Source organism: Brevibacillus sp. MER 51 (assembly GCF_023714195.1).
Classification (GTDB): domain Bacteria; phylum Bacillota; class Bacilli; order Brevibacillales; family Brevibacillaceae; genus Brevibacillus.
Genome location: NZ_JAMAUS010000017.1, coordinates 40,769 through 56,287 on the forward strand (window position 1 = coordinate 40,769; position 15,519 = coordinate 56,287).

The window sequence follows — 15,519 nt, forward strand, 5'->3', positions numbered from 1 at the left end:
AAAAGCAGGCGGTAGAAGACTTATTCCAAGCCATCAAGCAAGAGTTTGGCAGTCTCACAGGCATTATTCATAGTGCGGGAGTCATTCGCGACAGTTTTATCATGAGAAAAACAGCGGATGAACTGGAACAAGTGTTGGCGCCAAAAGTTACTGGACTGATGCATCTCGATGAGGCAAGCAAGGATATGGCACTTGACTTCTTTATTCTCTTCTCCTCTGGCGTGGGATGCTTTGGTAATGCGGGGCAAGCTGATTACGCTGCTGCCAATGCCTTTATGGATCAATACGCCAAGTATCGTCATGGTTTGGTGAAAGCAGGCGAACGACAAGGTCAAACACTCTGCATCAACTGGCCGCTGTGGAAAGAGGGCGGTATGCGTGTTGATGAAGCGACAGAGAAGATCATGGAGGGTAGGGGCATGATCGCGATGCCGACTGCAAGCGGCATACAGGCGCTGTATCAAGGGGTGGCTTCCGGCACTGTGCAGATGCTGGTTATCGAAGGCAATCTGCCAACACTCAAGGATCAGTTGCTTGGTACTTCTGTCGTGTCACAGCTCGATTCCACACCGGTGCACGATGCGAAGCTGTCAGTCGATGCAGGCGTGTTAAAAGAGAAAACGCTCTATCAGCTAAAGGTGATGTTCGGACAAGAGACCAGACTGGGAGCAGGTAAAATCGCTGTCGATGAACCGTTCGAGACATACGGAATCGATTCGATTATGGTGATCCAGCTGAATAAAAAGCTGGGGGATGTTTTTAGCGAATTGTCCAAGACCATCTTGTATGAATATCAGACTCTTGACACCCTTGCAGATTATCTCGTCGCTGATCATAGGCAGGAATGCATGAAGTGGACGGGGCTTGATCGTCAGGGGGCGGCCAATCGCGGAACTTCAACACCACTGGTGCTTAACGACCGTGATACAGTCAGCCATGTTCCGACTCGCAGTGCAGCCGTGCAATCAGGAGAGAAAACAGCGCGGGAGCCGATTGCCATTATCGGCATGAGCGGACGTTATCCAAAAGCGCGATCGCTGAACGAGTATTGGGAGAATCTGAAGTCTGGAAAGGATTGCATTACAGAAATTCCGGAAGAGCGCTGGTCACTGGATGGCTTTTTCGAGCCTGATCCAGACAAAGCTGTGGCAGAAGGAAAAAGCTACGGCAAATGGGGCGGCTTTGTAGACGGATTCGCTGAATTCGACCCGCTCTTTTTCAATATGTCTCCGTGGGAAGCGATGCATTTCGATCCGCAGGAACGGATGTTTATGGAGTCTTGCTGGGAAGTGCTGGAGGATGCTGGCTATACGAGACAACAGCTTGCGGAAAAGTACAATCGACGGGTTGGAGTGTTTGGAGGGATCACCAAAACAGGGTTCAGCTTGTATGGACCTGATTTATGGAAGCAGGGTGAATTGATTTACCCGCACACATCGTTTAGCTCACTGACGAATCGTGTTTCCTATTTCCTCAACCTCCAAGGTCCGAGTATGCCGATTGATACGATGTGCTCCGCTTCGCTTACGGCGATTCATGAAGCATGCGAGCATCTGTATAACGGGGATTGTGAACTGGCGATTGCCGGCGGAGTCAACCTGTATCTGCATCCTTCCAGCTATGTCTTTTTGTCAGCGCTGCATATGCTTTCCGTAGATGGACAATGCAAAAGCTTTGGGCAAGGTGGAAACGGTTTTGTACCGGGAGAAGGAGTAGGTACAGTACTGCTCAAACCACTGTCAAAAGCAATTGCGGATGGCGACCATATCTACGGATTGATTCGTGGTACCAGCGTGAATCACGGCGGAAAAACCAATGGCTATACCGTACCGAATCCAACTGCTCAAGGAGAGCTGATTCGCCAGGCGCTGGATAAGGCAGGTGTTCATGCCAAAACCGTTAGCTATATCGAAGCGCACGGAACAGGCACGGAGCTGGGTGATCCGATTGAAATTACGGGTCTCATCCAGGCCTTCCGCAAGGATACACAGGATACAGGATTTTGTGCGATTGGCTCCGTTAAATCCAATATTGGTCACTTGGAAGCGGCGGCTGGAATCGCAGGAGTAGCAAAAATTTTGCTGCAAATGAAGCATCAACAGCTAGTCCCAAGCCTGCATGCGCAAGAGTTGAATCCGAATATTCCGTTTTCCAAAACACCTTTTGTCGTTCAGCAGGACTTGGCTGAATGGAAGCGACCGCTTATTGAAGTGAACGGCGAAAAGAGAGAATTCCCGCGAATTGCCGGGATTTCTTCCTTTGGTGCAGGGGGGGCCAATGCACATGTTGTGATTGAGGAATATGTTCCTGCGGTCAAGGAACGCCCGATGATCACGGTCAGTCCGCAAAATCCGGCGATCATCGTCCTGTCAGCGAAGAATAAGGAGCGTCTCATTGAACAAGTGCAGAGACTGTTAGCGTCGATTGAGGAGCAAGCATTTACAGATGTGGACCTTGCTGATATTGCGTATACGCTCCAAGTGGGACGCGAGGCGATGGAAGAACGCCTGGCCCTGATGGCGAGTTCGCTTTCAGAGATGGTAGAGAAGTTGCAGAGCTTTCTTGCAGGTGATGACAGCATTGCCGACCTCTATCGTGGTCAGGTAAAGCGCAGCAGAGAAACAACAGACGTCTTCGCAGGCGATGAGGAATTGCAAGAAGCAATTGAGAAATGGATGCAACGCAAAAAATTCTCCAAGCTTCTCGATTTCTGGGTAAAGGGCTTGAATATGGACTGGAATAAGCTCTATGACGAAATCAAGCCTCGTCGAATCAGCTTGCCTGCCTATCCTTTTGCCAGAGAGAATTACTGGCTGCCCAAACCGAAGACACAGCCGTCCACTCACATAAAAGGTGCGCCTGGTCTGACAGCTTCCCTGCATCCTTTGCTGCATCAAAATACTTCAGATCTACGTGAGCAAAGATTCAGTTCTACTTTTGATGGTCAGGAATTCTTTTTATCGGATCATGTTGTAAAAGGAAAGAGAATCCTGCCTGGGGTTGCTTATCTTGAGATGGCTCGAGCTGCTGCGGATCTAGCAGCAGGAGCGTTGGAAGACGAGCAATACGTGATGGAGCTGAAAAATGTAGTATGGGCGCAACCGATTGTGGTGGAAGATACGCCTGTTGAGGTACACATCGGCATCTATCCTGAGGATAACGGCGACCTTCGCTATGTAATATACAGCGAACCGCAGGACGAACAGGCCGAATCGGTGATACACAGTCAAGGGGGTGTGGTGTTTGCAGGGATCACTGCTGCACCCACGCATAATCTCGATGCGATCAAAGCCCAATGCAGTTATCGCACGCTTCATGCAAGTGAGTGTTATGACGCCTTTCAAACAATGGGACTTGTCTATGGGCCAGCTCAGCAAGGAATTGAGCATGTGTACGTGGGAGAGGGGCAAGTATTGGCCAAGCTAGCCATGCCTTCCAAAGTTGCCGAGACGCAAGGAGAATTCGTCTTGCATCCGAGCATGCTGGATTCGGCCTTACAATCCTCTATCGGATTATTGCTTGGCACAGGCGATACAGCGAATCTGAAGCCAATCCTGCCTTTTGCACTGGAGAAGCTGAGCATTTTTAGCCAGACTTCCTCCCGGATGTGGGTATGGATTCGACAGGCTAGCGGCAATAGCTCGGGAGACAAGGTACAGAAAGTGGATATTGATTTGTGTGACGATCAAGGAACGGTTTGCGTGCGTATGCAGGGCTTCTCGGCACGAGTGCTGGAAGGCGAAGTAGCGACGATGGATTCCAAAGGCAAGCTCGGAGCACTGCTGGTTCATCCAGAGTGGAAGGAACAAGCGGTTGCGAGCAAGGCCGAAGCCCCTGACTATACACAGCGAGTCGTGATGATGGTAGAACCGGATCACGATTCTTGGAACAATCTCCAGGCCAGCTTGAATGGCGTTCATTGCATTCCTTTGCGATCCACGCAAGAAGGCATTGCCGAGCGTTTCATTGATTATACGGCGCAGGTAGTAGAGGAAATTCAAGGGATTTTCAAGCAAAAAGTACGCGGCAAGGTATTGGTTCAGATTGTCGTTCCCTTGCAAGCGGAGCTGCCGTCTTTCACCGCTTTCTCTGGTTTGCTGAAAACGGCAAACTTGGAGAATCCCAGCCTGATTGGACAGGTAATCGAGATAGAATCGGGCGACGACGAATTCGGGATCGCTGAAAAAATAAAGGAGAATGTATGCTGCCCATTGGATGTTCAGATTCGATATCAATCTGGAAAGCGATATGTAGCTGAGTGGGTAGAACTCGATGCTCCACAAGAGACGAGCATTCCGTGGAAACACGGTGGGGTTTATCTCATCACTGGCGGGGCAGGCGGACTGGGTTATATTTTTGCCAACGAAATTGTACAGAAGGTTCAACAGGCGAATTTGATTCTGACAGGACGTTCCCCATTGGATCAAGAGAAGCAAGGCAAACTCCAGGAATTGAAAGAATCGGGAGCAAGTGTTGAATACCGCCAAGTTGATGTGACGCAGAAACAGGAAATGGCAGAGTTGATCCGCACGATTCAACAGGACTATGGTCGACTACATGGCATTATTCATAGTGCTGGCGTGCTTCGTGACAGCTATATCCTCAGGAAAAACAGGGAGGAGGTCCAAACGGTTCTCCATCCGAAGGTTACGGGTCTCATCAATCTGGATGAAGCCAGCAAAGATGTAGAACTGGATTTCCTGGTGCTGTTTTCCTCGGTGGCTGGCAGCTTGGGGAATATCGGTCAAGCTGACTATGCGTGCGCCAACGCCTTTATGGACGGATTTGCCCACTATCGTAATGGTTTGGTTGCGTTACAGCAACGTCACGGACAGACATTGTCCATGAATTGGCCATTGTGGAAAGAGGGCGGAATGCAGGCTGGCGCAGAGGCCGGTGACATGCTGGAGCATAGCAGGGGAGTAGTCGCTATGCAGACTTCGACGGGTATTGGAGCTATGTACCAAGGCTTAGCCTCTGGAAAAGCTCAGGTCATGGTGATGGAAGGCGATCTGGCGAAGCTCAAGCAAACACTGGTTTTGCAAACACCAGTCAACCGTTCTCAATCGAAGCATGCTCCTGTCCGATTGGAAGCTTCGGAAACAGCGGATACGAGCAATCTGTTGCAAAAAGTGGAACTTGCTTTGATGCAAACCGTGTCGGATCTGCTACAGGTTCCTACCACGGACATTGATGTCAGAGTGGAGCTGTCTGAACTCGGATTTAATCAGGTTCTACTGACTGAATTCGCCAACAAGCTTAATCAGCAATATCACATTGGGCTGATTCCTAATGTATTCGTGGAGTGTCCGACGCTACAGCAGCTTGCGTCCTATTTACTAGAAGAATTTGAAGAGATGCTGGTAAAACAGATGCAGCCAGTGGCATCGATCACAGCAACCAGGGAAGAGAAAAAAGAAAAACAAGCGACCGCTACTGTAGAACAAAATGTGCTCCGTGAGAAAGCGACTCATTTTGTGAAAAAGGAATTTGCCGAGGTGCTGCAACTTCCCGTGAATCGAATCGAAGAAGATGCCTCGATGGAGACATACGGAATTGATTCAATTCTATCCATGAAATTAACCAACCAATTAGAGAAAAGCTTTGGCTCGCTGCCGAAAACGTTATTTTTTGAGTATCAAACGATTCACGAATTAATTGGTTATTTCTTGGACTCCTATCGAGACAAATTCATTGAAATCTTGGGCCTTACAGAACAGCAGGAAACAGTTGTTACCCGAGAAACAGCATCCGTGACAAAAGAAGAGAACACGTCGAAAAGGCAAAGGAACAGCCATCGCGGAACCAGTCGCAAAGGCTCGCGGTTCATTTCGACACAGAAGGAAACGCAACCAGCCAAAGGAGCTTTGGATGTTGCGATCATTGGGGTTTCTGGACGTTATCCGAAAGCGCGGAATACGCAAGAGTTTTGGAACAATTTGCGCGATGGCAAGGATTGCATTACGGAGATCCCCAAAGACCGCTGGAACCACAGTTTGTATTTTGATGAGGATAAGAACAAACGGGGGAAAACCTACAGCAAATGGGGCGGATTCATCGATGGTGTTGATCAATTCGATCCGCTGTTCTTCAACATTTCGCCTCTGGAAGCAGAAATCATGGACCCGCAGGAACGTTTATTCCTGGAGTGTGTGTATGAAACCTTAGAGGATGCAGGCTATACCCGCGAATCTCTCGGATCGTCTAAAGGGTTCGGACTTGGCGGTAATGTCGGTGTTTATGTGGGCATCATGTATGAAGAGTATCAACTGTATGGTGCACAAGAAACCTTGATGGGCAGACCAATGGCCCTTGGTGGAAGCTTCTCATCTGTAGCGAACCGTGTTTCTTATTTCTTTAATTTCCATGGTCCTAGCGTAGCTGTTGATACCATGTGTTCCTCCTCGCTAACGGGCATCCATTTTGCCTGCCAAAGCTTGCTACGCGGTGAATGCGAGGTTGCAATTGCGGGTGGTGTCAATGTTTCCATTCACCCGAATAAATATTTGATGCTCGGACAGGGAAAATTTGCTTCCAGCAAGGGACGATGCGAAAGCTTTGGACTTGGCGGCGACGGCTATGTGCCTGGAGAAGGTGTCGGAGCGGTACTGCTTAAGCCTTTGGCGAAAGCAATTGCCGACGGAGATCAAATTTACGGTGTGATAAAAGGAAGCGCCATTAACCATGGCGGCAAAACAAATGGTTATACCGTACCTAATCCGAATGCACAAGCGAGTGTAATTGGGCGTGCCTTGAAGGAGGCAGGAATTGATCCACGGACGATTAGTTATTTGGAAGCGCACGGTACAGGTACTTCTTTGGGAGATCCAATAGAGATCGCAGGTTTGACCAAAGCCTTCCAGGCGTACACAACTGACAAGCAGTTTTGCTCCATCGGATCAGCGAAATCCAATATCGGGCATTGTGAGAGTGCAGCCGGAATTGCCGGGATCACGAAGATCCTGCTGCAGCTCAAACACGGACAACTAGCACCATCCTTGCATGCCGAGGTGCTAAACCCGAATATTGATTTCAGCGCAACTCCGTTTGTCGTCCAGCAAGAGCTGGCGGAATGGAAACGTCCTGTCATTGACGGTCAGGAGTTTCCAAGACGCTCCGGTGTGAGCAGCTTTGGTGCGGGTGGCTCGAATGCTCATATCGTTTTGGAAGAATACATTCCAGACCATGAGAAACGTCCAGCGATCCATGTAAGTCAAGCAAATCCAGCGATCATTCTCCTGTCAGCAAAGAACGAAAGCCAGCTCCACGAACAGGCACTGCGTTTATTAGCTGCGATCAAGGATCAGTCCATTTCTGACCTGGATTTAGCAGATATTGCTTACACGCTTCAAATTGGGCGAGAAGCCATGGAAGAACGCCTGGCTGTGATGGCCGGCTCCGTTCAAGAGCTTCAGGAAAAGCTGACGCAATTTGTAGATGGACAGGAAAGCATCACAGATGTATTCCGAGGACAGGTGAAAGGTAACAAAAAGACAATCGCCGTGTTTGAAGCGGATGAAGATTTGCAAAAGGCAATTGATGCTTGGATAAGCAAAAGAAAATACGCCAAGCTGCTTGATCTGTGGGTCAGCGGAGGCGTGGTTGATTGGCACAAGCTCTACGGTGAGAAGAAACCTCGTCGCATTAGCTTGCCTACGTATCCGTTTGCAAGAGAACGTTATTGGATTCCACAGATGGATACGCAATTTGCGCGCGAAGTGGCAGCCACATCAGAAGGGACGCTCTTCCTTCACCCATTGCTCCAGAAAAACACGTCTGAATTGTTGGAACAGCGGTATAGTTCTACCTTCCGTGGACAGGAATTTTTCTTGGCAGATCATGTAGTGAATGGACAGCAGCTCTTACCGAGTGTTGCTTATCTCGAAATGGCACGCGCGGCAATCGATCAGTCAGCGGGAGCCCTAAAAGCGGGACAGAATGGCTTGACGCTCAAAAATATGGTGTGGGCCAAGCCAATTGCTGTCGATGATCAGCCTGTCGATGTTCACATTGGTCTTCAACTGGAAGACAGTGGAGAGATTGGCTATCGCATCTATAGTGAGCATACAGGAAATGAAGCAGAAGAGATTGTGCACAGTCAGGGAAGTGCCGTATTCCATACGGTTGCCGAGACGCCCACGCTTGATCTCGCTATGCTACAAGACGCGTGTAGCCATAGCATTTTGAGTGGCAGCCAATGCTATGAATTTTATAAAGCAATGGGAATGCAGTATGGTCCAGCGCTGCAAGGAATTGTGGAAGTGCACAAAGGCACGGATCGGGTGTTGGCAAAGCTGTCTTTACCTTTCGCTGTTTTGGGGACAGAAGAACAGTTTGTGCTGCACCCAAGTATGATGGATTCGGCTTTGCAGGCGGCGATTGGCTTATTTATAGGGGCTGATGACAAGAGTCTCGCTAACAATTTCGATACGCTCAAGCCAATCTTGCCTTTTGCGCTGGATGAGCTGGAAATCTTCAGTCCATGCGCGCGACAGATGTGGGCGTATATTCGCTACAGCGATGGCAGCAACGCTTCTGATCATGTACAGAAGCTGGATATTGACTTATGTGACGAGCAGGGAAATGTTCTTGTCAGAATGAAGCGATTTTCGTCTCGCAAGCTGGATGGTAAAGCGGCAGACTTCGAAGCTACAGAGGGCCAAGGAATGTTGATGGTGCATCCTTGCTGGAAGGAACAAGCAGTTGTTCAGGAAACGGAGACTCCTGCCTATGCACAGCATATCGTGATGATGGTGGAAGGTTTTGAAGCGTCGCTTGCAAGTATTTCAGCACAGATGAACGAAGTGCGCTTGATTCCTTTGCAATCCCAACAGGAGGACATTGCCGACAGATTCGAGGCCTATGCTTCTCAAGTATTTTTGGAAATCCAAAGCCTCTTCCAACAAAAGATACTTGGCAAAGTGTTAGTGCAGGTCGTCGTTCCGGACAAAGCAGAACAATCATACGTAAGTGGACTTTCTGGCTTGCTGAAAACAGCGCAGCAGGAGAATCCTAATCTAATCGGCCAATTCATTGAAATAAACCCAGGTGAACGTGCGGCAGAAATCGCAAGCAAGCTGCAAGAGAATGCGTGCCATCCTATGGATGACCGAATTCACTATCAAGAGGGTAAACGTTATGTACTGGGCTGGTGTGAAACCAAGCCATTGCATGATGAGGTCACTATTCCGTGGAAAGATCAAGGAACCTATTTGATTACGGGTGGAGCAGGCGGTTTAGGGTTGATTTTTGCAAGGGAAATCGCGAATCAAGCGAAACGGGCAACCTTAATTCTCACAGGACGTTCTCCTCTGCGTGAAGATAAACAAGCGATGCTTCATGAATGGGAAAAATCAGGTGCAAGGGTTGTCTACCGTCAAGTTGATGTGACGGACAAGCAGGAAGTAATCCAGCTCATCCAAAGTATTCAACAGGAATTCGGAGGTCTTCACGGCATCATTCATAGCGCGGGTGTCGTTCGAGACAACTTCATCCTCAAGAAAACGACAGAAGAATGGGACCAAGTGGTAGCGCCAAAAGTGGCCGGTCTTACGAATTTGGATGAGGCAAGTAAAGATCAGCCTCTCGATTTCTTCGTCCTCTTTTCTTCGATAGCAGGAAGTGCAGGAAATAGTGGTCAGGCAGACTATGCTTGCGCGAATGCCTTTATGGACGGCTATGCGAAAGATCGGAATGAACGGGTGCAGGCAAAGCAACGTCAGGGTCAAACAGTCTCTATCAACTGGCCGCTCTGGAAAGAGGGCGGGATGCAAGTAGATGAAGCAGTTGAGGAGATGGTGAAACAAAGGCTTGGAATGATCGCCTTGCACACCGCGACGGGCATTCGCGCTTTTTATGAAGCCGTAGCTTCTCGAAAAGATCAGGTGATGGTCATGGAAGGAGATTTACAACGCCTCCACGCAGCAGTGGTGGGAAGACCGAAGACAACAGAACAAGAAGTCAAAGCTTCGACCGTCATACAACCAGCGAGTCATCATTTGCCAAAGGAAAAAGCGATCTATTACTTCAAAAAGCTGGTCTCTTCCGTGATCAAGCTGCCAATAGACCGCATCGAAGCAGATGCCTTGTTGGAAAAGTACGGAATTGACTCGATTATGGTCATGCAATTAACAAACGAATTAGAAAAAACGTTTGGTTCGTTGTCGAAAACACTCTTTTTCGAATATCAAACCATCGAAGAAATTGCAAAATACTTCCTGGCAGCGCACGGGGATCAAATGATGAGTATCCTTGGGATGGATGAGAAAGAAACACCGACGGCATCCCCTGTGAAAAAGTCGAGCGTTGCTCAGACGATGGTTGCTGCAACGGCAAAACCGATCATCCACAATCGCAGGAGCAGGGGAAACGTATTGAAGGAAACGACGAGTGAAACCAAACCAGCAAATGACGCCTTAGATATTGCGATTATTGGGGTCTCCGGTCGTTATCCGAAAGCTAGAAATATGAGCGAGTTCTGGCGTAACCTGCGCGATGGCAAGGATTGTGTCACAGAAATTCCCGAAGAGCGCTGGGATCACAGCCTGTTCTTTGATGCAGATAAGAAAAAGCAAGGAAAAACCTACAGCAAGTGGGGAGGCTTCCTGGACGGTGTTCATCAATTTGACCCGTTATTTTTCAATATCACACCAAGAGAGGCTGAAATCATGGACCCCCAAGAGCGTTTGTTCCTGGAGTGCGTCTATGAAACGTTAGAGGATGCAGGGTATACGCGTGAATCGCTCGGCTCGACACCTGGCATGGGTTTAGGCGGTAATGTCGGGGTTTACGTCGGAGTCATGTACGAAGAATACCAGCTCTATGGAGCGCAAGAAACGATGCTCGGTAGACCGATGGCGCTGGCAGGAAGTCCAGCCTCCATTGCGAATCGGGTTTCTTATTTCTGCAACTTCCATGGACCTAGCATGGCGGTCGATACGATGTGTTCCTCTTCCCTGACAACCATTCATTTGGCTTGCCAAAGTCTACAGCAAGGGGAATGTGAGGCTGCTATCGCAGGTGGTGTCAACATTTCCATTCACCCCAACAAATACTTGATGCTTGGACAAGGCAAATTCGCATCCAGCAAGGGACGATGCGAAAGCTTTGGAATCGGCGGCGACGGGTATGTACCTGGCGAGGGGGTGGGAGCAGTCCTGCTTAAACCTCTGGCGAAAGCGATTGCCGATGGAGATCAAATTTATGGTGTGATAAAAGGAACTGCGGTTAACCATGGAGGAAAAACGAATGGATACAATGTACCCAGCCCGAATGCCCAAGCTCGGGTTATTGGACGTGCTTTCCAAAAAGCCGGAATCGATCCACGGACGATCAGCTATCTGGAAGCACATGGTACGGGGACCTCTTTAGGTGATCCAATTGAAATTACGGGCCTAACGAAGGCTTTCCAAGTGTACACAAATGACAAACAGTTTTGTGCCATTGGATCGGCGAAGTCCAACATCGGGCATTGTGAGAGTGCGGCGGGAATCGCTGGGGTGACGAAGGTCTTATTGCAACTTAAGCATGGACAATTAGCACCATCCCTGCATGCTGAAGTACTCAACCCGAATATAGATTTCAGCGTGACGCCGTTTGTTGTTCAACAAGAGCTGACGGAGTGGAAACGCCCTGTCATTGACGGACGGGAAGCTCCACGCCGCGCTGGTGTGAGCAGTTTTGGTGCGGGCGGATCGAATGCCCATGTCGTGATTGAAGAATACATTCCAAAAATGCAAGAGCAGGCTACCATAATGGCAAGTCCGCAAAATCCTGCCTTGATTCTCCTGTCGGCCAAGAATGAAGATCAGCTTCAGCGACGGGTACAACGACTGCTCGAATACATTGCAGAGCAGGGATTGTCTGATGCGGATTTAGCTGAAATGGCCTATACCCTTCAAGTGGGACGAGAACCGATGGAGGAACGTTTAGCTGTGATTGCGGGCTCGATGATGGAACTTGAAGAGAAATTAAAGCAATTCATAAGAAGACAGAAGGACATTGAAGACCTGTATCACGGACAGGTAAAACGTCATAAAGACACCTTGGCAATCTTTGCAGCCGATGATGATATGCCGCAAATGATTGATTCCTGGATGAACAAAGGAAAATACAGCAAATTGCTGGACGTTTGGGTGAAAGGGCTAAACATTGACTGGAGCAGCTTGTATGGGGAGAGAAAGCCTCGGCGGATTAGTCTTCCAACCTATCCGTTTAGCCGAGAAGCTTATTGGGTGCCTGGTGGACATACGTCTTTTACAAGTGCAGCATCCCTATCCACATATGAGAAGCATCCCGTTCAGCCAGACATGCGCATTTTGAAAAAGCAATGGAAGGCCTGCCCAGCGATGCCAACCAAAGCAGCTCATCGAACGATTGGTATTTTCACAACGGATGAAACGAAGCATTTGGCGATTCAACTGTCCAACCATTTCGCCAAGTGTGAAATTCTGGAACTGAACGAGCTCGAGTCACGATTCCACCAGGATGAGACGGAGTGGAAAAACTATGATGGCATTATCGATTTGATCGGTTGTGGGCGTCAGTATCCCGATTCGCTGGCTTGGATTCCATGGCTGCAACAACTCATTGAGAATGGTCATAAGGAAGGCTTGACGCTATTGGGTGTGACAAAAGGCTTGGAATCCTTCCAGAATGACTCTGTCAATTTGACGGGGGCCTCACGTGTTGGGTTATACCGCATGCTGCAAAGTGAATACAAGCATCTGCAATCACGTCATGTGGATTTGGAGCCATTGGCTGATGGAGAAGAACTTGCGCAACAGATTGCAGCAGAGTTTCTTGTCGATGCTCAGGAAACAGAGGTTTGCTATCGAGCGGGTGAGCGTTATAGCGCTTATCTTCAGGAAGAGAGGGTAGCAGACAGTCAGGAGCCAGCGTTTGTTTTCCCTGAGAACCATGTTCTGTTGATCACAGGCGGCACCCGAGGGCTTGGATATCTATGCGCCAAACATTTTGTAGAGCGTCATGGTGTCAAAAAACTGGTGCTCACAGGGAGAGAAAGTCTCCCGCCACGCGAGCAATGGGGAGCCTATGAGACGCAAAGCACTTCTTCAGCAAAGAAAATTCGGGCGGTACAAGCTTTGGAAAAGCAAGGCGTACAGGTTGAAGTCCTCTCTGTATCCTTAACCGATGAAGAGGCTTGGCAACAGCATTTGCGCGAGTTGAAACAGACGATGGGGCCGATTGGCGGGGTGATTCATTGCGCTGGTTTTAGCGATGATCAAAATCCTGCGTTTATTCGGAAATCGACGGATGGAATTCAGCAGGTATTACAACCGAAAGTTGCTGGACTGCATACGCTATACGAACTCTGCAAGGATGAGCCTTTACAGTTCTTCGTTCTCTTTTCATCTGCTTCGGCAATCATTCCATCCTTGGCAGCGGGGCAGAGTGATTACGCGTTAGCCAATGCCTATATGGATTATTTTGCAACGGCACATGCGGATTTTTGCCCGATCGTCAGCATTCAGTGGCCGAGCTGGAAGGAAACCGGGATCGGTGCAGTTACGACCAAAGCCTATCAACAAACAGGACTCGTACACATCACTGACGAGCAAGGACTGCGATTACTGGATCATATTCTTTTGAAAAAAATTGGTCCTGTAGTGTTCCCTGCAGCCATTGACGAGGAACTGTGGGAACACCAGCAATTGATGCAACACAAAAAGCAAGAAGCTCCTGTTGTGAACCTGTCGCCTCATCGTCCACCAGCAGGCAAGCCGACGCAAAGCTCAGTGGGTCTTGAGAAGACAGCACAAACAAGACTGATTGAGCTGTTTGCGAAGGAGCTGAAAATAGATCCTGCCAGATTGGAAATAGACAAAGAGTTTCCAGATTACGGGATCGATTCGGTGTTACTGGCTCAAGTGATGAATGAGATCAGTAAATGGTTGGGCAAGGACTTGGACCCGACGATTTTATATGAATATCCCACCATCGAAACACTTGCAGAATGGCTAACCAGCAATCACGGCGATTCCATTTCTGACGAACTGACGCTGACTTCTCCTGAAATGAGCGACCATCCGAAGAGTCAGCCTATCCGCAGGGAAACTAAGAAAAGCCAGATGGTGAGTAGTCAGGCTCCCCCATATAATCAGGCAAATCCGTCTGACATCGCAGTAGTGGGGCTCTCTTGCCGTTTTCCGGGTGCTCGTAACGTGGATGAATATTGGAAGTTGTTAGCGGAGGGCCGTTCAGCCATTGGGGCTGTGCCAAAGGAACGCTGGGGGTATGAAAATTCCTATCATGCAGGACTTCTGGACAACATAACTGCTTTTGATCCTTCTTACTTCCTGATTGCAAAAGAAGATGCCAAGGCCATGGACCCGCAAGCCTTATTGGTAATGGAGGAAAGTCTTCACCTATGGCATCAGGCAGGATACACAGCGAAAGACATCAAGGGAAGGGCGGTAGGCGTCTACATCGGGGCAAGAAGTAATCACCGCCCAAGTGAAGATCGTCTTCATCAAACACAAAATCCGATTATGACCGTGGGACAAAACTATTTGGCCACAAATATTTCCCAGTACTTCGATCTTAGAGGACCGAGTATGGTCATCGATACCGCATGCTCTTCGGCGCTGGTCGGGATGAATATGGCGATTCATTCCCTTCGCAGTGGAGAGATTGAGGCTGCTATTGTCGGCGGGGTAAACGTATTAAACGGTGATGAAGCGCATCGGATGTTCCACCAAAGAGGGATTTTAAGCGAAGAGCCAGCCTTCCATATTTTTGATAGGCGTGCGGACGGCCTCGTATTGGGAGAAGGCGTAGGAATGGTTCTATTGAAGACCGTGGAACAAGCACTGGCTGATGGTGATGAAATACATGCCGTCATCAAGGGAGTAGCGGTCAACAATGATGGACGAACGGCAGGTCCTGCCACCCCCAATTTGCAAGCCCAAAAAGAAGTTATGCAGACGGCACTGGCGAAAGCTGGCGTGAATCCGGAACAAATCAGCTATATAGAAGCGAATGGTTCTGGTTCAGAGGTTACAGATTTACTTGAACTCAAAGCCATTCAGTCTGTCTATCGCTCATCTCATATGACCGCTTGCGGATTAGGATCGATCAAGCCAAACATCGGTCATCCATTATGTGCAGAAGGGATTGCCAGCTTGATAAAAGTCGTGCTGATGCTCAAACACCAACAGTTGGTTCCGTTCTTGTCAGGGCAAGAGCCGATGACCCATTTCCATATGGAGTCAACGCCGTTTTATTTTCAACGACAGCTTTCTGAATGGAACGATTCGCCCAGAATAGCAGCGATTAATTGTTTTGCAGATGGGGGAACGAACGCCAACGTCGTTTTACAATCCTGGGAGGAGGCAGTCTCACGTCCGAACAAACGACATTCGATTGCACCTCCGACGTTAAACCGATTTGACGTTTACCGTGAAGAGGCAGGGCGTCCAACAAAAACACTGACATATGTGAGTCAGAAACCCAACCATACGACCAGTATTTGGAAGCGACAAATAGTGGAGGGATAAA

The 15,519-nt window shown here is 48.8% G+C and carries 1 protein-coding gene (running past one end of the window); it reads left to right on the plus strand.

The window, feature by feature from the left end; all coding sequences use genetic code 11:
- On the plus strand, positions 1 to 15,518 hold the 3' portion of the coding sequence (locus M3630_RS26105) for a non-ribosomal peptide synthetase (RefSeq protein ID WP_251254020.1). Its footprint begins 5,983 nt before the window's first position; only the last 15,518 of its 21,501 coding nucleotides appear in the window; the start codon falls outside the window, past its left edge; the stop codon is at positions 15,516 to 15,518.
- Position 15,519: the final 1 nt, after the last annotated feature.